The sequence below is a fragment of the Lysinibacillus sp. GW823-FHT02G10 genome (assembly GCF_058797135.1).
In genome coordinates this window covers 111,333-136,114 of record NZ_JBXAJI010000003.1, presented here as the reverse complement: position 1 = coordinate 136,114, position 24,782 = coordinate 111,333, and the positions used below count along the sequence as shown (strand labels likewise).

26 protein-coding genes are annotated in these 24,782 nt (G+C 37.2%); 18 read left to right on the top strand and 8 right to left on the bottom strand.

Annotated features, from left to right (window positions below):
- Positions 1-109 precede the first annotated feature (109 nt).
- Both AC1RFD_RS12990 and AC1RFD_RS12985 read right to left on the bottom strand, forming a co-directional pair.
- On the bottom strand, positions 110-799 hold the full coding sequence (locus AC1RFD_RS12990; RefSeq protein WP_048391939.1) for a response regulator: 690 nt from the start codon (positions 797-799) through the stop codon (positions 110-112).
- The gene (locus AC1RFD_RS12985; RefSeq protein WP_241489996.1) at positions 786-2,444 is read right to left on the bottom strand and encodes an ATP-binding protein; all 1,659 of its coding nucleotides are present in this window, start codon (positions 2,442-2,444) and stop codon (positions 786-788) included. The genes AC1RFD_RS12990 and AC1RFD_RS12985 overlap by 14 nt, the downstream gene beginning before the upstream one ends.
- Before the next feature lie 290 nt (positions 2,445-2,734).
- Between AC1RFD_RS12985 and AC1RFD_RS12980 the strand changes: the two genes are divergently transcribed.
- Together AC1RFD_RS12980 and AC1RFD_RS12975 are read left to right on the top strand one after the other, a co-directional pair.
- Complete coding sequence (locus AC1RFD_RS12980) at positions 2,735-3,181, top strand: CidA/LrgA family protein (RefSeq protein WP_054549839.1); 447 nt, start codon at positions 2,735-2,737, stop codon at positions 3,179-3,181.
- Positions 3,174-3,851 carry an LrgB family protein gene (locus tag AC1RFD_RS12975; protein WP_054549840.1) on the top strand — a complete coding sequence of 226 codons (678 nt, stop codon included), beginning with the start codon at positions 3,174-3,176 and terminating at the stop codon, positions 3,849-3,851. Before AC1RFD_RS12980 ends, AC1RFD_RS12975 begins: the two co-directional genes overlap by 8 nt.
- 258 nt (positions 3,852-4,109) lie before the next feature.
- Here the strand turns inward: AC1RFD_RS12975 and AC1RFD_RS12970 are convergent, their stop codons facing one another.
- Positions 4,110-5,579: an aminotransferase class I/II-fold pyridoxal phosphate-dependent enzyme gene (locus AC1RFD_RS12970; RefSeq protein ID WP_004224764.1), complete on the bottom strand. Its 1,470-nt coding sequence runs from the start codon at positions 5,577-5,579 to the stop codon at positions 4,110-4,112.
- A gap of 145 nt (positions 5,580-5,724) precedes the next feature.
- Between AC1RFD_RS12970 and AC1RFD_RS12965 the strand changes: the two genes are divergently transcribed.
- Both AC1RFD_RS12965 and AC1RFD_RS12960 read left to right on the top strand, forming a co-directional pair.
- Positions 5,725-6,684, top strand: coding sequence for an NAD(P)H-dependent flavin oxidoreductase (locus AC1RFD_RS12965; protein ID WP_054549841.1), 960 nt, complete (start codon positions 5,725-5,727; stop codon positions 6,682-6,684).
- Between the two features lie 20 nt (positions 6,685-6,704).
- Positions 6,705-6,992, top strand: coding sequence for a UPF0223 family protein (locus tag AC1RFD_RS12960; RefSeq protein WP_054549842.1), 288 nt, complete (start codon positions 6,705-6,707; stop codon positions 6,990-6,992).
- A 103-nt stretch (positions 6,993-7,095) separates the two neighbouring features.
- Here AC1RFD_RS12960 and AC1RFD_RS12955 read toward each other — a convergent pair whose 3' ends face one another.
- Positions 7,096-7,722 (bottom strand): YktB family protein, encoded by a 627-nt coding sequence (locus AC1RFD_RS12955; RefSeq protein ID WP_054549843.1) that lies wholly within the window; start codon positions 7,720-7,722, stop codon positions 7,096-7,098.
- Between the two features lie 126 nt (positions 7,723-7,848).
- Between AC1RFD_RS12955 and AC1RFD_RS12950 the strand changes: the two genes are divergently transcribed.
- Complete coding sequence (locus AC1RFD_RS12950; protein WP_004224768.1) at positions 7,849-8,046, top strand: YkzI domain-containing protein; 198 nt, start codon at positions 7,849-7,851, stop codon at positions 8,044-8,046.
- Between the two features lie 212 nt (positions 8,047-8,258).
- Positions 8,259-9,053 (top strand): inositol monophosphatase family protein, encoded by a 795-nt coding sequence (locus AC1RFD_RS12945; RefSeq protein WP_054549844.1) that lies wholly within the window; start codon positions 8,259-8,261, stop codon positions 9,051-9,053.
- A gap of 42 nt (positions 9,054-9,095) precedes the next feature.
- Here the strand turns inward: AC1RFD_RS12945 and AC1RFD_RS12940 are convergent, their stop codons facing one another.
- Positions 9,096-9,281, bottom strand: coding sequence for a DUF5325 family protein (locus tag AC1RFD_RS12940; RefSeq protein ID WP_004224770.1), 186 nt, complete (start codon positions 9,279-9,281; stop codon positions 9,096-9,098).
- 138 nt (positions 9,282-9,419) lie between these two features.
- On the opposite strand from AC1RFD_RS12940, the gene typA reads away from it, so the two are divergent.
- The 5 genes from typA to AC1RFD_RS12915 all read left to right on the top strand — a co-directional run bounded on the left by typA (position 9,420) and on the right by AC1RFD_RS12915 (position 14,457).
- Positions 9,420-11,264, top strand: a complete 1,845-nt coding sequence (gene typA / locus AC1RFD_RS12935; protein WP_054549845.1) for a translational GTPase TypA — start codon at positions 9,420-9,422, stop codon at positions 11,262-11,264.
- A gap of 30 nt (positions 11,265-11,294) precedes the next feature.
- Complete coding sequence (locus AC1RFD_RS12930) at positions 11,295-11,693, top strand: YlaH-like family protein (protein ID WP_004224772.1); 399 nt, start codon at positions 11,295-11,297, stop codon at positions 11,691-11,693.
- Positions 11,694-11,908: 215 nt separating this feature from the next.
- A complete protein-coding gene (locus AC1RFD_RS12925) occupies positions 11,909-12,901 on the top strand; it encodes an ABC transporter substrate-binding protein (RefSeq protein ID WP_004224773.1) in 993 nt (330 codons plus the stop codon).
- A gap of 1 nt (position 12,902) precedes the next feature.
- Positions 12,903-13,670, top strand: coding sequence for an ABC transporter ATP-binding protein (locus AC1RFD_RS12920; protein ID WP_054549846.1), 768 nt, complete (start codon positions 12,903-12,905; stop codon positions 13,668-13,670).
- Positions 13,663-14,457 carry an ABC transporter permease gene (locus tag AC1RFD_RS12915; RefSeq protein ID WP_081010995.1) on the top strand — a complete coding sequence of 265 codons (795 nt, stop codon included), beginning with the start codon at positions 13,663-13,665 and terminating at the stop codon, positions 14,455-14,457. The genes AC1RFD_RS12920 and AC1RFD_RS12915 overlap by 8 nt, the downstream gene beginning before the upstream one ends.
- Positions 14,458-14,511: 54 nt before the next feature.
- Here the strand turns inward: AC1RFD_RS12915 and AC1RFD_RS12910 are convergent, their stop codons facing one another.
- Positions 14,512-14,715, bottom strand: coding sequence for a YlaI family protein (locus tag AC1RFD_RS12910; RefSeq protein ID WP_048394712.1), 204 nt, complete (start codon positions 14,713-14,715; stop codon positions 14,512-14,514).
- An 11-nt stretch (positions 14,716-14,726) separates the two neighbouring features.
- Positions 14,727-15,227 (bottom strand): molybdopterin-binding protein, encoded by a 501-nt coding sequence (locus AC1RFD_RS12905; RefSeq protein ID WP_048394710.1) that lies wholly within the window; start codon positions 15,225-15,227, stop codon positions 14,727-14,729.
- Positions 15,228-15,409: 182 nt separating this feature from the next.
- Between AC1RFD_RS12905 and AC1RFD_RS12900 the strand changes: the two genes are divergently transcribed.
- The 5 genes from AC1RFD_RS12900 to AC1RFD_RS12880 all read left to right on the top strand — a co-directional run bounded on the left by AC1RFD_RS12900 (position 15,410) and on the right by AC1RFD_RS12880 (position 21,318).
- A complete protein-coding gene (locus tag AC1RFD_RS12900; protein WP_004224778.1) occupies positions 15,410-15,691 on the top strand; it encodes an Fpa/YlaN family protein in 282 nt (93 codons plus the stop codon).
- A gap of 60 nt (positions 15,692-15,751) precedes the next feature.
- Complete coding sequence (locus tag AC1RFD_RS12895; RefSeq protein WP_048394707.1) at positions 15,752-16,933, top strand: FtsW/RodA/SpoVE family cell cycle protein; 1,182 nt, start codon at positions 15,752-15,754, stop codon at positions 16,931-16,933.
- Between the two features lie 12 nt (positions 16,934-16,945).
- Positions 16,946-20,380, top strand: coding sequence for a pyruvate carboxylase (gene pyc / locus AC1RFD_RS12890; protein WP_048394705.1), 3,435 nt, complete (start codon positions 16,946-16,948; stop codon positions 20,378-20,380).
- A gap of 136 nt (positions 20,381-20,516) precedes the next feature.
- A complete protein-coding gene (locus AC1RFD_RS12885) occupies positions 20,517-21,137 on the top strand; it encodes a TetR/AcrR family transcriptional regulator (protein WP_115673800.1) in 621 nt (206 codons plus the stop codon).
- Positions 21,130-21,318, top strand: a complete 189-nt coding sequence (locus AC1RFD_RS12880; protein ID WP_004224783.1) for a hypothetical protein — start codon at positions 21,130-21,132, stop codon at positions 21,316-21,318. The genes AC1RFD_RS12885 and AC1RFD_RS12880 overlap by 8 nt, the downstream gene beginning before the upstream one ends.
- A gap of 62 nt (positions 21,319-21,380) precedes the next feature.
- Here the strand turns inward: AC1RFD_RS12880 and AC1RFD_RS12875 are convergent, their stop codons facing one another.
- Positions 21,381-22,304 carry a COX15/CtaA family protein gene (locus AC1RFD_RS12875; protein WP_048394700.1) on the bottom strand — a complete coding sequence of 308 codons (924 nt, stop codon included), beginning with the start codon at positions 22,302-22,304 and terminating at the stop codon, positions 21,381-21,383.
- A 336-nt stretch (positions 22,305-22,640) separates the two neighbouring features.
- Here AC1RFD_RS12875 and cyoE point away from each other — a divergent pair, with 336 nt between their 5' ends.
- Entirely contained in the window at positions 22,641-23,558 is a 918-nt protein-coding gene (gene cyoE / locus AC1RFD_RS12870; protein ID WP_288581936.1) for a heme o synthase, read from the top strand.
- Between the two features lie 99 nt (positions 23,559-23,657).
- Positions 23,658-24,746, top strand: coding sequence for a cytochrome c oxidase subunit II (gene coxB, locus AC1RFD_RS12865; RefSeq protein ID WP_016992772.1), 1,089 nt, complete (start codon positions 23,658-23,660; stop codon positions 24,744-24,746).
- The last annotated feature ends 36 nt before the right edge of the window (positions 24,747-24,782 follow it).

The following is a 24,782-nucleotide window of genomic DNA, read 5'->3' as shown; positions in this document are numbered from 1 at the left end:
AATAAAATGGTAGCGCTATCAATTTAGCGCTACCCATACTATAACTTACTTCTCAATTTTGGAAATATTGTGATAATAATGTGGATTAACATCATTTTGTTCATAAAGTTTATGTGGAAATAAAGTATCGTCGTTCAGGACGCCCAACTGTACCATAAGTCAGTTCGGTATAGACCTGCTTTTGTGTAACTAAAAATTCTAAATAACGACGAGCGGTGGAACGGCTGACACCTATATTCTTTCCCAACAGCTCAGCTGTACTACCATTCTCCATTATACTTAAATGGTTGATAACATGATTCATTGTTGTTGGATCTATCCCTTTTGGTAATAATAACGGTGTTTCTTGAAGGGGGGATGAACCTGCTTTTGGCCAAAGGTATTGAATTTTTTCATGTGTAAATTTCTCATTATTTTTCAGCAATAGATACTTGTAACGGAATTTTTCTATACTCTCTTTTAGCTGTTCGAATGTAAATGGCTTTAAAATGTAATCAGTAACATTTTTCTGATAAGCTTTCTGTACTATATGTGCCTCTGTAGCTGCGGTAATCAAAATAATACTACTTGTTGGGCTCACTTCTTGGATTTTATCAATTAAATCTACTCCCAGTATATCTGGCAAAAAGACATCGAGTAATATAAGGTGTGGTGAAAATGATTGAAGCCAATCTAAAGCTTCTTCTCCCGTACTTGCCCGTGCAATTACTGTAAAGCCTTCAATTTTTTCTAAAAAACGACAATGTACATCTGCTACACGTACATCATCTTCAATTACTAGCACTTCAATATTGTTCATGGATCATAGTCCCCCTTTTGCTAATAGATACGATAAATAGGGCACCTCCTAAATCTCCTTCTTCAAGAGCAAGAGTACCGTTTAAATCTTGGATACTGGAAATGACTTTCCTTAATCCATAGCCTCGATGCTTACTATCTTTCGTAGAAATATTTTCTGAAAATAGCACGTCTAGTTTTTCTTGTGCAAAACCTTGTCCCGAGTCCTCAACCTCAAAGATGATTTCCTCTCCATTATCAAATATAAAAAGTCTAATAATTGGCTGTCGCTCTTTGTTTTTTTCAACCTCTTCAAAAGCATTGGTTAATAAATTTCCAATAATAGAAATAATTAAGCTTTTTTCGATGCTTTCAGGGAATGTTTCTAAATAACTATCCTCATCAAAAATCAACTTGATTTTTAATTCACGTGCACGATTAAAAAATCCGATAATTAAACCATTTAAAAATGGGTCCTTTACACGCTTTGTTATAAATTGGGTTAGAGAAGAATGTCCTTGTACCTCTTTATGAATAATAGATAGTGCTTCATCAGATGCATTTAATTGAATAAGGCCTGATATTGTGTAAAGGACATTATTAAACTCATGTGTTTGAGCACGTAAAGCTTCTGTATATTGCTTTACTTGTGATAATTCGATAGCCATTTGTTCTATTTCTGATTGTAATCGGAAACTTGCAACTGCGCCGACAACTTTACCATTCACCTTCATAGGTACACGGTTAACAATAATTTCATGACCATTAACAATCATCAATTTATCAAGTTGTTTTTCACCCTTCATTAATACGTTAAGCAGATGTGTGTTTGGTATATGCTGTTCGATATTATCGCCCATGATAGAAGCTGAATCCGTTAAATGTAAGATTTTCGCGGCAGCATTGTTTAGGGTCGTAATTTCACCTTTCTGATTTACCGTAATAATAGCTTCACGAACTGATTCAATTAAAGTATTTTTTTCTGTTAATAGACTGGCAATTTCACTTGGCTCCAGATTAAAAATTTGCTTTTTAATGTTTCGGGATAAAAAAATAGAGCCGATAATACCAATGCCTAGTGCAATAACCATCGTATAAAAAATATTATCAAGGTATAAAAAATATAAGCGGTCTAATTCACTTGTTAAGTAACCAATTGAAACAACACCAATAATCGATCCATTTGAGTCTAAGATAGGTGCTTTCCCACGAATGGATTGTCCCATTGAACCATTTGCAATGGAAATATAAGACTCACCGTTGATTAATGCTCGGTCATTATCATCTCCGACCATCGATTTACCAATACGGTCAGCGATAGGATGGGTGTAGCGTATACCATTTTTATCTCCTATTACAACATAAGTAGCTTTTGCAGCAAGCATAATCTCTTTGCTAATTTTTTGCAGACTTTCGGAAGGGTTATTTGTATGAAACGCTTCAATTACATCACCCCTGCTAGCCGTTGTTTCCGCTAAATATAGTGCCCGGTTTCCAATTTGTGTTTGCAATGCATCAGATATGGTCATATAAAAGAGGATGCCTGCTAATATAACAATAATAAAAATTAAAAAACTGCTGTAATAGGCAAAGCGGGCTTGGAGTGTTAATGTTTTAAAGAAAATAGTGAATCCCACCTTTGTGTTTATTCTAGAAATTTTAGTCATTGATAATACTAGTAATCTTTTGTAATTTTCGATTATATAAAAAAATTTCGAAATTTGCTAGATGATCATTAAAAAAGTGATTTGAAGTGGATAGGCACAATATAAAAAAGTTGATAAGTCATAATGATAAAAAGTAAAATCATGAAGTTCTTGTAGAATAGGACTTTTAATACTGTTTCATAGAATTGCTTGGATATTTCTGTATTTGATTATTATTTTTCTAAAATTACAATAGACAGAAAATTCCTACAGATGTAGAATGAACGATATAGGGGGTGAAAAGTGGCGAAATGTTGAACGAAAATTTTGCTACGTTGTTGTTACGAGCTGTTCGGATTATTGTGCAAATCGGTATACTTACTATTTTCTATTACATGGGGGTTGGCATTGTTTCTTATCTGCACATACCTCTTCCAGGAAGCGTTATTGGCTTACTTTTATTAGCACTTTCACTCAATTTTAAAATTATTAGAGTCGAATATATACAAGATGGAGCAGGTTTTTTAATTGGCATCTTAACGTTGTTTTTCATTCCAGCAACTGTAGGTGTTATTGATTATCCAGAGCTCATGACATTCACTGGTCTGCTCATCATTTTAGCAGTTATTGCTAGTACATTAATCTCTATTTATGTAACAGGATTGCTGACACAACTCATTGAAAAAAGAGAACTGGCCAAAAAAGAAAGCTCAAAGCCTAATGTGGAAGAAGGAAAGGGGGAATTAACTGTTGATTGAAGTAACGGTTGTCCTTAGCACCATCATCATGTTTATTTTATTTACAAAGCTCTATCAACGATTTCCTCATCCTATCATGATTCCCTTGGTCACGACTACGATTGTCAGTGCAGTGATTTTACTTGTATTTGATATTCCTTATTCAACTTATATGCAAGGTGGGGAATGGCTTCAGAAAATGCTTGGGCCTGCTGTTGTGGCACTTGCATATCCTCTCTATAATCAACGAGCTATTATTATGAAATATAAGTATTCTATTTTATCAGGACTTCTAATCGGCATGATAACAGGCTTAGTGACAATTTTTGTGTTACTAAAATGGATCGGTGTAGAACCTAGCTGGATGCTGACAGCCTTACCTAAATCGTTAACAACGCCTGTTGGAATGCAGGTGAGCGAAACGATTGGGGGCATTCCTCCTTTAACGGCTGTTTTCGTCATGATTGCAGGGTTTGTAGGGGCCATTATCGGACCGTTAGTCATTAAGTATGGCAAAATTGACTCTGCCGTGAGTAGGGGAGTGGCAGTAGGAAGTGCCTCACATGGGGTAGGTCTTGTGAAATTAAGAGAATATGGGGAACAGGAATTATCAGTTGGTTCCTTATCAATGGGTTTAACGGCTATTATCGGAGCCTTCTTCTGCCCTTTATTTGTGTATTTATTTTTATAATAGAATGGTGCTTTATAGAAAAGGAGCTGTCTCAAAAAAGATAGGAAACAACCCTTTTGTTTTAAATAAATGGTTATTTCTAGAAGCAATTATTCATTGTGAAAATGAAATGAAAAAAACTTCAGATAATATTCTATTATAACTATTTTGTAATGAAGAGAATGTTTTCTGGTTGTGTTCAACAAGAAGAATATACTCACATCAGTATTTATAAATATAAAAGCTAGCCCTTCTTATTGAAGAGCTAGCTTATATTTTTTAGAAAATTGGCTTACGTTCTTTGATAACACGAATTGTTTTTAATGTTGTATCCTCTGGTCCTTGAACGGGTAAACCTGCTTCAATATTCATTTGAATATAATGAATATTTTCTTGAGTAATTATTTCCCCGGGAATAAAAATAGGAATCCCGGGAGGATACACCATAATAAATTCTGCACAAATACAGTTATCTGCTTCTGCAAGTGGAACGACTTCTGTATCTGCATAAAAAGCATCACGTGGAGACATAGCAAGAGCTGGAATTTCTGGCACGTTTACCAAAGCCTCTGTTATAGCCGCTTCAGAATCAAATGCTTTTGACATACGAGTTAATGCATTTATTAAAAGATTAATTTCCTTTTTTGTATCTCCTAAAGTCACTAAACATAAGATATTATAAAGGTCAGACAATTCGACTTCAATATTGGCATTATAACGCAACCATTCCTCAGCTCGATGACCAGAAATACCTAAATCTTTCACACTAATCAGGAGTTTTAATGGATCCATATCATAAGTTGCAGAAGAATGTAACTTTTCCTTACCTGCGCACTTTAAATGTGGTATTTGATTGATGCGTTTACGAGCATCCTTTGCTAAACGTAATGCATCGTCAATTAAATCGTATCCATGAATGGCTAACTGACGTCGAGCTGTGTCAAGTGAAGCAAGTAATGGATAGGATGTCGATGTAGTTGTTAACATAGAAAATACAGCTTGTACACGTTTTGCAGAAACAAGACCCTCACGTACATTTAAAATAGACGTTTGTGTCATGGAGCCACCAAGCTTATGAACGCTTGTTGCTGCCATGTCAGCACCTGCTTCCATAGCTGAATATGGAAGGTCATCATGGAATTTTATGTGTACACCATGCGCTTCATCTACTACTACCGGAATATTACGGTCATGAGCAATCTCCACAATACGCTTTAAATCAGCTGTAAAGCCAAAATATGTTGGATTAATAACAAGTACTGCCTTTGTATCTGGGTAAGCATTTAATGCTTTTTCAACAGCTTCAGGGGATATGCCATGAGAAATCCCATATTCGCTGTCAACTTCAGGATGAATAAAAATTGGAATGGCACCAGCGAATACAATCGCCGACATAATAGATTTATGAACATTCCGTGGCACTAGAATTTTATCACCTGGACCGACGACGGTCAGAATCATCGTCATGATGGCGCCACTAGTACCTTGAACGGAAAAGAATGTATGATCAGCACCAAAGGCTTCAGCTGCTAAGTTTTGCGCTTCTTTTATAGCACCCTTTGGTGAATGTAAATCGTCTAGTGGAGCAATATTAATTAAATCAATTGATAAAACGTTGTCGCCGACGAATTCTCGGAAAGCAGGATCCATCCCTTGCCCTTTCTTATGGCCTGGAATATGGAACTGAATGGGATGTCTGTTCCGATGTTTTAATAATACGTCGAACAATGGAGTCTCTAATTGTGACAACGCAGGTACCACCTCACTTTATAATATCTAAGAAAACAAATGAATTATAGCACCTAACGACACGAAAAAATAGGCTTTTCCTAAAAAATAAAAGGATTTTTTTCAGGATACCGAGAAAATAGTATTGAACGAAAGGGGAGGTACTATGAATTGGAATACACGTGTGACGGATCTTTTACAGGTTAAATATCCAATTATTCAAGGGGGATTAGCCTATTTAGCATATGCTGATTTAGCCGCAGCTGTGTCGAATGCTGGTGGTTTAGGGCAAATAACGGCTATGAGTTTACGTGATCCTGAATTATTACGAGCAGAGATCCATAAGGTACGAACATTAACAGATAAACCATTTGGCGTAAATTTTGCGATTGGCATGCATGGTAAAGGCTATGAGGATATGGTGCGCGTTGCAATCGAAGAAGAAGTTCCAGTTGTTACAATGACAGGGGGAAATCCAGCGCCTATATTTAATTTACTGGCAGGCACAGCTATAAAAAAATTAGTCCTTGTAGCTGCTCGTAGACAAGCTCAAAAGGCTGAACAGCTTGGAGCAGATGCTGTAATGGTTGTGGGTCAAGAGGGTGGCGGTCATCTGGGGCGTGATGATGTCGGTACAATGGTTCTTGTTCCCCAGGTGGTTGATAGTGTTAGTATTCCTGTCATTGCTTCAGGTGGAATTGGTGATGGACGCGGCTGGATGGCTGCTCAAGCATTGGGAGCTGAAGGCATTGAAATGGGCACTCGTTTTATAGCAACACGAGAGTGTGTTGATGCTTCTGAGGCTTATAAAGAGGCACTAGTTGCAAGTACTGAAGCAGATACAACCATTATTAAGCGCTCAATTGGTGCGCCGGCTCGTGCATTACGCAATGACTTTACTACAAAGATTTTAGAAATTGAGGAAAAAACACCAACATATGAGGCATTGAAAGAATATATAAGTGGTTCAGCAAATAAACGCTTTATTTACGATGGTGATAAGGAACAGGGCTTTGGCTGGGCTGGACAAGTGACTGGAATGATTCACGATATCCCAACCGTTGATGACCTTATTAAGAGAATGGTTGCAGAAGCTGAAAGTATACGGTTAAAATGGGGGCAATAACGTAAAGGTGGTTTTGTCGAATGGAATACTCTTATCCGTTTTCAACTGATTGGTCCACAGAGGAGATTGTGGATGTTGTTCAATTCTTTGAGGGAATTGAGAAAGCTTATGAAAAAGGCATCAAGCGTGAAGTTATGCTAGCTAAATATCGACGCTTTAAAGAGATTGTTCCTTCCCAAGCAGAGGAAAAATCAATTTTTCGCGAATTTGAAGAGGCGAGTGGCTACATTAGCTATCCAGTTGTAAAACAAACAAAGGAAGCCGAAGATGGGATGATTATAAAAGTTACCCCAAGAAATGGCCATTAAAAAAAGTGGATGTGAGATCAACTCACATCCACTCTTTATTTTTTTGTGTTAAAAAACGACATATTGCATAAACTACATCAATAAAAAACTTTATAAGGTTAGCTTATTTTCCAACAATAATGTTGTAAAGAGGAAGTAAGCTGTTAAATGTGTCTTCTGTTAATTGATGTAATTCGCTTGCTGTTAGTTTGGTTGCTTGTTCTTTTGGAATATGACGGCCAATTAAAAACTCACCCTTTTTGACATCTCGTAGGCGAATAAGCATTTCTTCAAGCTTGGCTTCTTTTGCCACTTCGAGAGAAACGGCCTCAGGGGACATATGATCTCCTGACACGATAAAATCATCTGGAAGCTGCTCAATTAAAGATTTATGAGCTAGTAAACGCTCAGCCATAACATTTTTTTGAGGCGCTTCATAAATAATAGCTAAGACGATGAATAAATGTGTGTGCCATAGACCAATCTGAAAGTGAGGCAATGATTTATAACCTCTTTTATAAGGGGCGAAGGCAACCCAACTATCTTTTGGAGGGTTAACAGTTCTTCGAGCATGTTTAGCCACATGCGGGAAGAATTCTTCACCTAATTGGCTAGAGAAAAATGCAGAAAAATCTTCACCTAGCTGATTGAATTTTGGACGTACATGTAAATTTAAAGCATCCATTCTTTGTTCTAAACCGTCTATTGTAAAAACCTTAAAGTCTTTGTTTGTCCACTTTATTTTTGGCAATTTTATTTTACTCCTTTCGTTTTATAAGGTTTATTTTACGCTGAATTTGGGAAAAAATCTTATAACAAGAACTTTATCAAATGAGTAAAGTTTTTGTAAAAAAATTAAAAAAAGGAAGTGTTTTTTATGAAACCATTCGTAAAAATTATACGTAAAGTTGACATTGAAAAGCAATATGAGCACATTTTACAATTAGAATTAGATTATGAATTAGCTTCACTTTTTGCAGCAATGAATGAAAAAAATGACATGGAAATTGAAAAAAGTAAAAAACGTCTGGCAGAAATTCAGATGGAACTTGAAAGTTTGCACGCCTATGCGTAATCAAAATCTAATACCCATTTAAAAAATCACTTGCTGAATATTCCGACAGCAGGTGATTTTTATTGTGACAAAGGGTAAAATAGAAATTATATCATAAGGTAGTACTAGGTTTTATATAGCAAAAGTTGTGAAGTAGTGGGAAAAGGTATCATAAACATACGAGAGCGATTAATATAGAAGGCCTTTTCTTATATTCGAAGGGTGGGTTATGAGTGGATTTACAACAAATTGATAAATTTGCAAAAGATATTATTTTTGAAGCTGGGCGACGTATTCGAGAGGCTTTTTCGTATAATCTAGTAATTGAGACAAAATCAGGTGCAAATGACCTCGTTACCAATATTGATCGAGAGACGGAGTTATTCTTTATTGAGCAAATTAAAGCCTTTGATCCAACCCACAAAATTCTAGGGGAAGAAGGAATGGGCGAACAGGTTAAATCACTAGATGGTGTAGTTTGGATTATTGATCCAATTGATGGAACGATGAATTTTGTTAAACAGCATCGCCATTTTATGATTTCAATCGGTATTTTTGTCAATGGCGTAGGAAAGTTAGGTTACATATTTGATGTCATGCGGGAGGATTTATTTAGTGCCATCAAGGGGCAAGGGGCATGGTATAATGATTCACCATTGCGTAAACTACAGTCTGTTACAATGGAGGAGTCTGTCATTGGCATAAATGCACATTGGGTCGCACCTAATCGACATATTCACCATGAAAAGGTGATAGATATGGTTCGTAAAGTTCGCGGTACACGGTCCTATGGCTCCGCAGCAATGGAAATTGCATTTGTTGTAAGTGGCAAATTAGATGCCTATGTCTCTATGCGTTTAGCACCATGGGATATTGCAGGAGGGACCATCATTGCTCAGGAAGTTGGAGCAGTTGCTACAAATCTACATGGTGAAGGCTTTGATTTCCTTCATCAGGATACATTTATTATTGCTAATCCCGCTATTCATAAAGAATTATTAGAAAAATATATAGTGCCATATGAATAAAAAGGAGCCGTCTATTTATTAGACAGCTCCTTTTTATGTTCTTTAAAGTAATCCTTGCGCACGTAGTTTACGCTTCATTTTAAAGGCTGTCATGAAAATGACACAAGTAGCCACAATACCAGCTATTACACCAAATACATTACTAGCTGCAACAGAGTAGCCGATAGAACACATTGCTAATACAGCTGCCAATGCATAGATGGCCATTACGATTTTTGCACGATTCATAGCCTAGCCTCCTATATAAAAAATTTGTCGATCAAATATATTTTTTAGAATGATGGAAATTCTAATAAGGACATTTCTATCCTTCTTGTGCTATAATATCACAGTTAAACATTCGAAAAAAGAATATGGAGTGGAATAATGACAAACTTACGTCAAGATCTTCGCAATATCGCAATTATCGCCCACGTTGACCATGGTAAAACTACTTTAGTCGACCAATTATTAAAACAATCAGGTACATTCCGTTCAAACGAACATGTTGAAGAACGTGCAATGGACTCTAATGATATTGAACGCGAACGTGGTATTACAATTTTAGCAAAAAATACTGCAGTAAACTATAACGGAACTCGTATTAACATCCTTGATACGCCTGGACACGCCGACTTCGGTGGTGAGGTAGAACGTATTTTAAAAATGGTAGATGGCGTTTTACTAGTTGTCGATGCGTATGAGGGTTGTATGCCGCAAACACGCTTTGTACTGAAAAAAGCGTTGGAACAAAAGTTAACACCGATTGTAGTTGTAAACAAAGTTGATAAAGATTCAGCTCGTCCTTTAGAAGTAGTAGATGAAGTATTAGAATTATTCATCGAGCTAGGCGCTGATGATGATCAATTAGATTTCCCTGTTGTGTATGCATCAGGTGTAAACGGTACAGCTTCTCTTGATGCTGATCCAGCAAAACAAGAAGAAAATATGCAATGTCTATTTGAAAAGGTAATTGAAGCAATTCCTGCACCAGTAGACAACTCAGCAGATCCATTACAATTCCAAGTGGCATTACTTGACTACAATGATTATGTTGGTCGTATTGGGATTGGACGCGTATTCCGCGGAACAATTGAAGTAGGGCAACAAGTTGCTTTAATGAAGTTAGATGGGACTGTGAAACAATTCCGTGTAACAAAACTATTTGGTTTCTTTGGTTTAAAACGTGAAGAAATCCAATCAGCAAAAGCTGGTGACTTAATTGCTGTTTCAGGTATGGAAGACATCAACGTTGGGGAAACAGTATGTCCGGTGGAACATCAAGAAGCTTTAACACCATTACGTATAGACGAGCCAACATTACAAATGACTTTCTTAGTGAATAATTCACCGTTTGCAGGTCGTGAAGGGAAATGGGTAACTGCTCGTAAAGTAGAAGAGCGTTTACGTTCACAACTTCAAACGGACGTATCTCTACGTGTAGAAGATACAGATTCACCAGATGCATGGACGGTTTCTGGACGTGGTGAGCTTCATTTATCAATTCTTATTGAAAATATGCGCCGTGAAGGCTTTGAACTACAAGTATCAAAACCTCAAGTTATCATTCGTGAAATTGATGGTGTAAAATGTGAACCATTTGAACGTGTACAAATTGATGTTCCAGAAGAAAATGTAGGTTCGGTTATTGAATCGATTGGTACGCGTAAAGGTGAAATGTTGGATATGGTGAACAATGGCAATGGCCAAGTACGTTTAACATTCCTTGTTCCTGCCCGTGGTTTAATTGGATATACAACAGAATTCATGTCTATGACGAAAGGTTTTGGTATCATTAACCATACATTCGATTGTTACCAACCATATATTCCAGGCCGTATTGGTGGACGTCACCAAGGTGTTCTTGTATCCATGGAAACTGGTAAATCGACAACTTATGGTATGATGCAAGTAGAGGACCGTGGTACACTATTTGTTGAGCCAGGTACTGAAATTTATGAAGGTATGATTGTTGGTGAAAATACACGTGATAATGATATCACTGTAAACATAACAAAAATGAAGCAAAAAACGAATGTTCGTTCTGCGACAAAAGATGCAACAAACGTTATTAAAAAGCCGCGTCTATTAACACTAGAAGAAGCATTAGAGTTCTTAAATGATGATGAGTATTTAGAAATCACTCCAGAATCTATTCGCCTTCGTAAACAAATTCTAGATAAAAATGAACGTGAAAGAATAGCGAAAAAACTAAAAAACGCTGAACAATAATTTTTTGCTTCCACGAAAGGAAGAGGAGTCTTGGATCTGAAGTCCGCTTTACTGGGTGAACTAAATGTTATTCAAGTTGCTGCACAGACAGGTACAGATGAAACAACACGAGTTTATGGGAGAATGGCTGGTATCACTAGATTTTTATATGAAAATTTACCAAGCTATGAAATAGCAGGTTATGTTGTATTTCTTCTTGTATTTGTACTTTCTGCCATTGTCTATAAACTAGGCTTTGCCAAGAAATTAAAGTTATCTCAAAATATTATTATTTATGCGTTCCTATTTTTAGGTTGTATCATGCTTACATTCTTCGCCCTATTCTTACCAATGATTGAAGGTCTGATTGTAGCGGCCTTAATTCTAATTGTCTATAAAACAAGACTATGGCGTGAAAAAAGAGAAGAGCAACAAGCTACCAATCAATAACAATTACGTACTTTATAATAAGAACTTTTTATCTGTTATAAACAGTCTTAGCGGTTTTAATGCTAAGGCTGTTTTTTTTGTATGTTTCCCTTGTAGTCAAGCTGAAGAAACACCCGCACTCTACACAAATTAAAAAATGATAGGCACCGAAATCTTCTTATGTGAATAAGTTAATGTCGATAGGCTTATTTTCAACACATCAAGGAGGAAAGGGAATGCGTTGGCTTACAAAAGGTTTATTATTAGGTGTCATTGCTTTGTTACTCCTTTCTTTGACGGCATGTAATAAAGCAGAGCTAGAAAAAGTCAAAGTAGGAGAAGTAACTCGTTCGATTTTCTATGCGCCTCAATATGTAGCACTTGAGAAAGGTTTCTTCGAGGAGGAGGGTCTTTCTGTTGAGCTACAAACGATTGCAGGTGGCGATAAAACGATGACGGCGTTACTGTCAGATGGAATTGATATAGCTTTAGTTGGGTCGGAGACGTCTATTTATGTCACTTTACAAGGTGCAAATGATCCCATTCAAAATTTTGCACAGTTAACACAAACGGATGGTACCTTTTTAGTGGCAAGAGATAAGATAGATAATTTTTCGTGGGATCAATTGAAGGGCTCAACGTTTTTGGGGCAACGTAAAGGTGGAATGCCACAAATGGCAGGTGAATTCGTGCTGAAAAAACATGGCATCGACCCTGTAAATGATTTAACGCTCATTCAAAATATTGATTTTGCCAACATTGCTACTGCTTTTGCATCAGGTACTGGTGACTATGTTCAATTATTTGAACCTACTGCGAGTGTCTTTGAGAAAGAAGGAAAAGGTTATATTGTAGCTTCGTTTGGAACGGAGTCTGGTAATCTTCCTTACACGTCCTTTATGGCCAAAAGTAGTTATTTAAAGGATGAAGCTTCAACTGTTCAAGCCTTTACAAATGCATTGAAACGAGCACAGGATTTTGTGCAAAATGAGAGTGCTGCTGAAGTAGCAAAAATTATTCAACCGTATTTTGAAAATGTGGATATAGAGATAATTGAAACGGTAATTGAGCGATATAAAGCACAAGGCTCTTATGCTACTGACCCAATCCTTGATGAAGGAGAGTGGGATAACTTGCAAACAATTATGGAGGAAGCAGGTGAACTTCCTCAACGAGTGGAGTATGAAAAACTTGTGAACACTACTTTTGCCAAAAAGGCTGCTGAGTAATATGGAATTTTTACAGCTGGAGAATATTCACCATAGTTATTTTTCAAGTACACAGGCAAAGGAAGTATTACGTGATATCAGTTTAGCCATTCGTGAAGGAGAGTTTGTTTCGTTTATTGGGCCGAGTGGCTGCGGTAAAACCACATTATTATCAATTATTGCAGGATTATTTCCTGCCACTGAAGGCAATGTTTATATAGATGGTGAAAAGCTATCAGCAAGTAATCAATCAAGCATTGGCTATATGCTTCAGCAGGACTATTTATTTCCTTGGAAGACCATTGAAGAAAACGTCACAATCGGCTTGAAAATAATGGAAAAAAGTCATAAAACACATAAAGTAACGGCCAATGCGTTATTACAGGAAGTAGGATTACCGCATGTGGGGAACAATTACCCTCGAGAATTATCAGGAGGTATGCGGCAACGTGTGGCCCTTGCTCGTACCTTAGCTGTAAATCCTAAAATTTTATTATTAGATGAACCATTTTCAGCGTTAGATTATCAGTCGAAATTAAAGCTTGAGGATTTAGTGGTGGAAACATTAAAAACTTATAAAAAGACTGCTATTCTTGTGACACATGATATTGGTGAAGCAATCGCAATGAGTGAGCGGGTAGTTTTATTTTCTGCAAACCCAGGGGCAGTTCACAAAGTGTTTGAAATACCTAAAGCCCTTAATGAACTATCACCTTTTGATGTAAGACAGCATCCAGCCTATGCAGATATTTTCCAAACTATTTGGAAGGAGCTGGAGAGCCTTGGATAATACATTATTTAAGCAATATCAGCAATTGTTAAAAAAAGAAAAACGCTATGTTCGAATATATCAGCTTATTATTTTACTGCTATTCTTTGGTGGATGGGAGCTGCTTTCAAGATTAGAATGGATTGATCGGTTAATTTTTAGCTCGCCAACTCATGTATGGCATACATTTATTGAGAAAGTCATTGACGGTTCTTTAACATTGCATGTGAGTGTTACATTAATGGAGACAGTTATTGGCTTTTTAGCGGGGACTTTATTAGGAACATTGATAGCTGTTGTCTTGTGGTGGTCCCCGTTACTATCAAAAGTACTCGATCCCTATCTAGTAATTTTAAACGCGATGCCAAAAGTTGCACTTGGTCCGATTTTGATTGTTGCACTCGGCCCAGGTTATTTTTCTATCATAGCTATGGGTGCATTAATATCCATCATTATAACAACGATTGTTGTATATACGGCATTTAAAGGTGTCGATCCGAATTATAGTAAGGTTTTACAAACCTTTGGAGCGACAAGATGGCAAATCTTTCGTGAGGTCATTTTGCCAGCCTCATTTCCTACAATCATTTCGACCTTGAAAGTGAATGTTGGCTTATCATGGGTAGGGGTTATTGTAGGGGAATTTTTAGTAGCTTCAAAAGGACTTGGTTATTTAATTATCTATGGCTTCCAAGTATTTAATTTTAACCTTGTCCTTATGTCACTTCTGATCATTGCCTTTTTTGCTACCATTATGTATCAAGTTGTAGAATTAGTTGAAAAAACGATTATTAAAAATAATGGATAGTATAAAAAAGAGGTGTCTCAAAATAGAGGCACCTCTTTTTAATCTGTTCTTTAGTTAAAATTCTTTATCCATCTGGGGTGAAGTACGATAAAAACGGAAATTGCCTGTTTCCATTCGTGCTACAGTATTTTCCGAAATGCGATCATGACAAATATCGCACATATAAGTATGAATTGGTCGATTTCGCAATTTTTTTGCTAAAGGTAAATTATCGTCTAAATTATGAATCGTATCGCAAATAACGCATTTAACGCGCATTGCATTCCCTCCTATTCAGCGCGAATGGCTGATACGTTTTTAATAGGATTGTCAATATTTGAACCGTCTCTTAGTAATACATGGATGGGACCGTCTTCTAAAAGAGGCTTACCGTCTTGGCTATATTTTAAAATAAGTGTATAAGCTTCTTCAATTGTAAAAGGATATTCTTCGCCATCTTTGCAAGTTAAGACGATTTTTGTCGCTTCTGGTTTAATTTCAGCATTCTTCAAGAAGTGACTTAATTCGATACCAAATGTACCTGTCTCCATTCCTTTACGGTCAAATTTCCTTTCTGATTTTAATGTAGGTGGGAATGTTGCTCCTTCCATAATTTCACGTGACCAGTGTGCTCCTACTTCACGCATATATTTGACGTCAGCATCTTCCTCAACATTTTGAGTAGTGAAGTAAGTGTTTAAATCTAATTTACGATCATCGAAAATCCACACAGTAGGATCTAATGTTAGTTGGTATGTGACTGCACCTGTGATAGGAATTATTGTTTCCATAATAGAAATCCTCCTCAAATCTTGTATATCCATGACATAGTATAACGCTAATGCCTAGAGATAATAAAGAAATATAATTCGAATTCTCTATTTTCCAATGAAGACACTTGCATTTTTATCGACTAAAAGATAAACTTTATTAAGATAGAATCGAAGAAATATCAGATAATGGGGGCGTCCTCATGGATACGAAATCACAAACTTCTTTTCAAGAGAAGGCTTTGGAGCTATTAGTTGCTGATGCAGATAAGATTGCTCGCCTTATTCGAGTACAAATGGATCATTTAACAATGCCACAATGCCCTTTATATGAGGAAGTATTAGATACACAAATGTTCGGTCTATCACGTGAAATTGACTTTGCTGTGAAGCTTGGATTGATTGAACGTGAAAAAGGCAAAGAAATTCTCGATTCACTCGAGAAGGAACTTTCTGTACTACACGACGCGTATACAGACAAATAAAAAGAAAAACTCAAACGCTTCTTTGCGCTTTGAGTTTTTTTACTAGAACGAGGTTTTCCAATGAGACAATACTTAAAACGCTATGCACAAAATTTTGATTATCCCTTATTTTTTACGGTCCTATTATTAAGTTTATTTGGGTTAATAATGATTTACAGTTCAAGTATGATGGTTGCTATTGTTCAAAAAGGTCAAGCACCTGATTATTTTTATCAAAAGCAAGTGACCAATTTAATGGTGGCATTTCTTGGCTTTATCATTACAGCATTTTTCCCATATAAACATTATGCGAATAAGAATATTATGTTATTGCTAACTGTTGTATTGGTTGTGTTATTTACATGGGTAAAAGTAGCAGGGAATGGGGCAGAAGAAGTAGGTTCTCAAAGTTGGATTGCTATCCCAGGTTTAGGGAATTTTCAACCTTCAGAGTATGCGAAACTATTTATAATTTTATATTTTGCAGCTGCTTTTTATCGAAAAGCGCAAAAATATACGTTTGAAAAGCTACAACCGACTGAAATTTTTTACCCAATTTTTCTATGGATTTTAGTGGTTGCTGGGGTAGCCTTTGAAACAGACTTAGGAGCAGTGATTATTCTATGTGGTATTGCCGTTTCAGTTGTAGCTTCAAGTGGTATCCCATTTAGAACATTTTGGAAATTTTTCGGTGTATTAGGTGCGTTTGGTACAGCTATTCTTGGTATTCTATGGATATTTAAGGGAGAGCTACTTACAGGAAATCGAAAAGGACGGATATTGTCTTACTTAAATCCATTTGAGTATGAGGATGGTAGTGGTCACCAAGTGGTGAATAGTTATTATGCCATTGGCGGAGGCGGCTTAGAAGGGCGTGGTCTTGGTCAATCCATTCAAAAATTAGGATACTTGCCTGAACCACAAACAGATTTTATTATGGCAATCATAATGGAAGAGTTAGGGATATGGGGCGTTTTGATTGTCTTATGTGGCTTGGGATTTATTGTATATAAAGGTTTTTCTATTGCATTGCGGACAAAAGATCCATTGGCACGCATGATTGCGGCTGGTATTGCGAGCTGGATAGGCTGGCAATCGTTTATTAATCTTGGGGGTGTAACCGGGTTAATCCCGTTAACCGGTGTAACGTTACCTTTTATAAGCTATGGCGGTACATCTATAATCATTCTATCTTTAGCGATGGGAATATTGATCAATGTTTCTATGTTTGAAAAGGTAGAGAGGAAAAAAACACAATCATAAAGGGGGATACCTATGGAATCAATCAACAAAATTCTCGTAGCCAATCGAGGAGAAATTGCAATTCGTATTTTCCGTGCTTGTACGGAGCTGAATATCCAAACTGTTGCCATCTATTCAAGAGAAGATAGTGGTGCTTTTCATCGCTTTAAAGCAGATGAAGCTTATTTAGTGGGAGCTGGCAAGAAACCAATCGATGCTTATTTAGATATTGAAGGTATTATTGCCATCGCAAAAGATGCAGATGTTGATGCGATTCATCCAGGGTATGGTTTTTTATCAGAAAACGTGGAATTTGCACGTCGCTGTGAGGAAGAGGGCATTGTCTTTATCGGACCAACTTCTCAGCATTTAGATATGTTTGGAGATAAGGTCAAAGCACGTTCTCAAGCCATTGCGGCTGAGATTCCTGTTATTCCTGGTACAGATGGCCCAGTAGCCGATCTAGCAGAGGTAGAGACGTTTGCTAGCAATTATGGCTATCCAGTTATGATTAAGGCAGCACTTGGCGGTGGTGGTCGAGGGATGCGTCTAGTCCATACGCCAGAGGATCTTGCTTCCTCCTATGAAAGAGCAAAATCTGAGGCAAAGGCTGCTTTTGGTTCCGATGAAGTATATGTAGAAAAAGCAATCATAAAACCAAAACACATTGAAGTACAAATTATTGGCGATAAGCATGGCAATATTGTGCATTTATATGAGCGTGATTGCTCAATTCAGCGTCGACATCAAAAAGTGGTAGAAATTGCGCCATCTCATTCGATTTCACAAGAGTTAAGAAATCGTATTTGCGATGCTGCTGTGAAATTAATGAAGAATGTCTCGTACATAAATGCAGGGACAGTGGAATTTTTAGTCGCAGGAGACGATTTTTATTTCATCGAGGTAAACCCTCGCATTCAAGTAGAACATACAATTACAGAAATGATTACAGGTGTTGATATCGTCCATGCCCAAATTAAGGTAGCGGCAGGCTATGGACTTCACAGTGAAGAAATTCATATGCCAAAGCAAGAAGATATGCCAATGATTGGCTATGCCATTCAAGCACGTGTGACAACAGAAGACCCTGCAAATGACTTTATGCCAGATACAGGAAAGTTAATGGTTTACCGTTCAAGTGGTGGTTTTGGCGTGCGATTAGATGCTGGGAATGGCTTCCAGGGTGCTGTCGTTACACCATACTATGACTCTTTGTTGGTGAAAATTTCTACTTCGGGTATGAACTTTAAAGAAGCTGCTGCGAAAATGGATCGTAATTTAAAAGAATTCCGTATTCGTGGCGTTAAAACGAATATTCCGTTTTTAAATAATGTGGTGACTCATGAAAAGTTTTTATCAGGGGCCTTTGATACTAGCTTTATTGATACAACACCAGAGCTTTTCGAGTTCCCTGTGCGTAAAGACCGTGGAACAAAGCTGTTAAGCTATATTGGGAATGTGACCTTAAATGGCTTCCCTGGTGTAGAGAAGAAGTCAAAACCTATCTTTGTCCAGCCAAACCAACCTAAAATTGATCCTTTAATTGTACCACCAGCAGGTACAAAGCAGATTTTAGATACACAGGGAGCAGATGGCTTAGTGCAGTGGATTTTAGCACAGGAAGACGTACTACTAACAGATACTACATTCCGCGATGCTCACCAATCCCTGCTTGCAACACGTGTTCGTTCACAGGATATGTATCAAATTGCAGATGCAACAGCTCGCATGATGCATCAGTTATTCTCGCTGGAAATGTGGGGCGGTGCAACATTCGATGTAGCATATCGCTTCTTAAAAGAAGATCCATGGGAGCGGCTAGCGAAACTGCGTGAGCAAGTGCCGAATGTGTTATTCCAGATGTTACTGCGTGGAGCTAATGCTGTTGGTTATACAAACTATCCTGACAATCTAATCCGAGAATTTATCGCTGAATCGGCTTCATCAGGAATTGATGTATTCCGTATTTTCGATAGCTTAAATTGGATTAAAGGCATGGAAGTAGCGATAGATGCTGTGCGTCAATCAGGAAAAATTGCTGAAGCAGCCATCTGTTATACGGGGGATATCCTCGATGACAGTCGTGCGAAATATTCAGTGCAATACTATAAGGATATGGCGAAAGAGCTTGAAGCAGCTGGTGCCCATATTTTAGCGATTAAAGATATGGCTGGTTTATTGAAACCGGAAGCGGCGTACCGTTTAATTTCCGAGTTAAAAGAGACGACAAGTCTGCCAATCCACTTGCATACACATGATACTAGTGGCAATGGAATTTACTTATATGCTAAAGCGATAGAAGCAGGTGTTGATATTATTGATACAGCGCTTGGATCTATGGCAGGCCTAACATCTCAACCAAGTGCAAACTCCTTGTACTATGCAATGAAGGGCGGCAAACGTGAGGTACGAGCGGATATCGATGCATTAGAAAAATTATCGTACTACTGGGAAGATGTTCGTAAATACTATAAAGATTTTGAAAGTGGCATGATCAGCCCGCATTCTGAGATTTACGTACATGAGATGCCTGGTGGTCAGTATAGTAACTTACAGCAACAAGCAAAAGCTGTAGGGCTTGGTGATCGATGGGAAGAAGTGAAACGCATGTATTCCCGTGTAAATCTACTATTTGGTGATATTGTTAAAGTTACACCATCCTCCAAGGTGGTAGGTGATATGGCTTTATTTATGGTGCAAAATGATCTAGACGAAAATACAGTCTTAACAAGAGGGAAAACGATTGACTTCCCAGATTCTGTGATTGAATTCTTCCAAGGTTATCTTGGGCAGCCACATGGCGGGTTCCCAGAGGCATTACAACAAGTAGTGTTAAAAGATCGAGAAGCAATTACAGTTCGTCCAGGAGAATTATTAGAGCCTATTCAATTTGATCAATTAGAGGCTGTGCTAGAGGAAAAGTTAAATCGCCCAGTTACGAAAAAAGATGTACTGGCTTATGCACTTTATCCAAAAGTCTTTGAGGAATATGCGAAAACAGCAGAATCCTTTGGCAATATTTCAGTTCTTGACACACCGACATTCTTATATGGCTTAAAGCTTGGTGAAATTATTGAGGTTGAAATTGAAAAAGGGAAAACATTGATTATTAAACTCGTTTCAATCGGGGAACCACAACACAATGGAACACGTGTCCTTTACTTTGAGCTTAATGGTCAATCGCGTGAATTGGTGATTCAAGATATGACTGTTGAGGTTGATGGCAATTTAGCATTAAAAGCCGATCCAAGCAATCCAAACCAAATCGGTGCTACAATGCCAGGTACTGTGTTGAAAGTTGTTGTTTCTAAAGGTAGTCCTGTTAAACGTGGTGATCACCTGTTAATTACAGAAGCCATGAAAATGGAAACAACTGTCCAAGCACCTAAAGACGGCATTGTAAAAGAGGTATATGCAAGTGCAGGAGATGCCATTTCAACAGGGGATCTATTAATTGAAATTGAATAAATAGTCATGAAAAAAAGGTTATTAGATGCTTTTATTAGTATCTACATAACCTTTTTTATTGTGTTTAAGCGATAAATCATATAAAATTTGATTACTTAATCAGGAAAATGTTTATTCAATCAATCAGGAGAATTCTATGGATAACAATAAAAATACCTTTATTCAGGAAGCAAGAAAGCAGCAAATTATTGAAGCTACGATAGCGACACTTGATGATATAGGCTATGTAAAGGCAAGTTTAGCACAAATCGCTAAACGTGCTTCTATTAGCACAGCATTAATTTCTTATCACTTTGTAGATCGACAAGATTTAATCAACCAAAGTCTGCAAGCACTAATTGAGCAATCCACAACTTTCATTTTGACAAAAACATATACTGCCAGTGACCCTGTCACACAATTAGCAAACTTCATAGAGGCAAGCATTGCTTATCAAGCGACACACCCAAAAGAAAATGCAGCATTATTAGAAATTGTCTTCAACGCTCGGACTGCACATGACATCCCTTACTATAAACTGCCAGATGAAGAGGAAGACCCACTATTGACGGCATTATGTAATATTTTGGAAGATGGTAAAAAACAGGGGACTTTTAGTGTTCGCTCTGTCAATGTAATGGCAAAAGTAATTCAAGGAGCGATTGGTGAATATATGCTTATAGGGGGACCGCTTGCGATTGCGGCAGAGGATTACAGTCTCGAAGTAACAAATATTATATGGACAGCAATGAAAGTAGAGGGGCCAAAAAATGCTTAGAGCGCTATTTAACTGGATGTTAGTCATTGGTTTAATTTTATTAGGAGGCCGTCTCGTAACGCTAATTTGTCGATATTTCGACATTCCTTTTACAACATTTTTTAAAGATTATGCACTGGTATCCATGATTATTTTAATTGTTGGAATTATAGGGACTGAAGCTATGAAGAAACAAAAATAGTCATAGAAAAAAGATTCGACACATCTTTGGTGGCGAATCTTTTTTAATGGGCTATTTCTGGGCTATTTCTTTTTCTCATTATAATTACTTCGAGCAACTAGCATGATCATATAGCATAATAAACCGAATAAAAGGGAAATAAATAATGAATGCAGTAAAGCTACCGTTAAATTCAGTTTAGTAAGAACTACTAACATACCTGCAATAACTTGTAAAACTACTATAGTAAAGGCAATTATCCATCCATAGTAGATAACACGTTGATGTTTATATTCCTTTACAGCGTGCCAAGTTATGTATGCTATCCAAATGAAAATAATAAGAACAGCTAATCGATGTCCCATTTGCACCCATTCATACATATTATTCGGGGGTGCCAAAGGTGTTTCATTATAGCAAAATGGCCAATCGGGACAAATTAAGCTCGAATCTGTATGTCGAACTAGCGCCCCAGTATAAACGACTAAATAAGAATAAATTGTGACAGCAATTGTATGCCAACGTAACTTTTTACCGATAAATACGTTATCGGCATCAAATTTCCGATCGACTTCAAATACAATCATAGAGAGAAGAAGAACAGCGGCAAAGGAAATCAGAGATATCCCAAAATGAAGTGCTAAGATGAAATCACCTTGCCCCCATAATACTTGAGCTGCTCCAATAAGAGCTTGCGCAATTAAGAAAAACATTGCTAGGAAACCTAATAGTTTTACTTCGCGAATATGTCCGAGCTTACGCCATGTCCAAACGGTTAACACAAGAATTGAGATAGATACAACTCCTGTTACGAGACGATGTGAGAATTCAATAAGGACTTCTGGTGTAATCTCCTTTGGAATAAGAGATCCATTACAATCAGGCCAGTTTCGACCACAGCCTAGGCCACTATCTGTTTTGGTAACGAGAGCCCCACCTAGTAATATAAGGAGCATCCCTACTGTAGCGGCAACAGCAAACCACTTCAAATACCTGTTGTGTTGCATAAAATGAGTCACCTACTTTATCTATCAACATTACAAGAACGTAATGTTTCTGCTACTAGATAATATCGAAAATACGTATAAAAAACAACTTGTAAAGAGAAGGGACTACTAGATGTCGATTCCATTTCACAAATTGTTCATAATTTCGTGCTTTAACCTTCACAATTCATTTTAGAAAATGTTTTACTATAGATATGTTGTTTTTAATTATATTTCTAGACAAAACTAATTTTTACAACTTCATCTAAATTTCACTTAATGTCTAGAAATCAATCGCAAATTTCGCTATAGTTATTGTTAGCGGAATATGCTTACAAAAATGAAAGGAGAGGTATTATGTCAAACGGTCGTACACTGGCGGCTACTAGAAATCCTGGTCCAGAAACAACATCTGTTGTAAAAGATTTCTTAGCACTAATAAAAATTGGAATCGTTAACTCGAATCTTGTCACAACGTTTACAGGGATGTGGCTGGCTTTTCAGTTTACTAGTAGACATTTCTTGCAAGAGCTTGATGTCATATTTTACACCATGCTGGGTGCGGCATTAATCATTGGTGGCTCAGGTGCAATGAATAACTTCATTGATCAGGATATAGATCCCATCATGAAAAGAACTAAGGCAAGACCGACAGTGACAGGCAGATTTAAGCCAAACTTTGTGTTGACCATTGCCCTCTCATTTTTAATTGTAGGTGAAATTTTGTTATTTGCGGCATCGTTTGCAGCCGGCATGTGGGGACTAGTAGGAATATTTGCTTATGTCGTTCTGTATTCAATGTGGTCAAAGAGGAAGCATGTTAGTAACACGGTTGTAGGTAGTATTTCGGGGGCTATTCCTCCTATTATTGGATTCGCAGCGATTGAGCCTGCCTTAGGTCCAGGAGCACTAGCCTTATTCCTTATCATGTTTGCATGGCAACCGCCACATTTCTATGCGCTTGCAATGAAACGGACTGAGGAATATCGTGCAGCTAAAATACCAATGCTACCTGTTGTAAAGGGATTTAAACGTACAAAGTACTCAATGTTATTCTGGATTCTTTTATTATTACCGTTACCTTTCCTTTTAACAGAGCTTGGAATTGGCTTTTTAACTCTTGCTACTGCATTGAACTTGGGTTGGTTAATACTAGCTCTGAAAGGCTTTACAACAAAAGATGATATGAAATGGGCAAATAAAATGTTTATTTATTCGTTGAATCATATGACCATACTATTTGTAGCCATCATAATATTTGCGGTGTTTAGCTAAAGTTAGGGATTCTTTCTTTTTATAAGAATTCATATAGACAGAACTGATGTCCTAGGTACACATGAAAATACAACAAAGAAAGAGGGGTTTAATTAAGCTATGATGAAAGGGCTTAAAAAATGGCGTCTTTTTTCACTTCTAGCAGTGATGATGGTTTTCCTTTCAGGTTGTGGTGAAGATTATCTTTCTACACTAAAACCATCTGGAGAAGTAGGTAAACAACAATTAAATTTATTACTGTTAACTACTGTAATTATGACGCTAGTAGTAGTAATAGTATCTGTTATCTATTTACTTGCATTCCTAAAATACCGTCGTGCACGCGTAGGTGAAAATGTTATCCCTAAGCAAGTAGAGGGTAGTCATACTTTAGAAGTGATTTGGACAGTTATTCCGATTATTTTATTATTAATTATCGCTGTACCAGTTGTTACAACTACTTATAAATTTGCAGATGTTGCTGCAATGGATGAGGTAGATGAAGAAGGGAACAAAACAGCCCTAACGATCAATGTAACGGCAAAATTATACTGGTGGGAATTCGAATATCCTAACCAAGGTATCGTAACGGCTCAAGAGCTAGTGGTACCAACAGGTGAAAAAGTTTACTTTAATTTAAAAGCTGCCGATGTTAAGCACTCATTCTGGATTCCTGCTGTAGGCGGTAAAATGGATACAAACGTGGAAAACTTAAACAAATTCTACTTAGTATTCGATAAAGAATCAAAAGATCTTAAAGATGGCGTATTTTATGGAAAATGTGCTGAATTATGTGGACCTTCACATGCATTAATGGACTTTAAAGTAAAAACATTAAGCCCTGATGCATTTGATGCATGGGTTGATGCAATGAAAGCAACTGAAGGACAAACTGCTGACAAAGCTTCAACAGATCTTGGTGAAGCGACTTTTGCTAATAGCTGCTTAGGCTGTCATGCTATCTCTGGTTCAGGAGCAGGCGGTACACCAGGTCCAAACTTAACTACGTTTGGTGACCGTAACCGTGTTGCTGGTTTCTTAGAGCATAATGAAGAAAGCTTAAAAGCTTGGATTAAAAACCCTGAGGAATTTAAACCAGGTAACTTAATGATGAATGCTGAAGGCACTGCGCCTATCTACGGTAATTTATCTGATGAAGAAATTGAAGCTCTTGCAACTTACATCATGGGCTTATCAGTAGAAAAATAATTTTCGTTCTATGTAACAAATTTTGAGGGAGGTAAA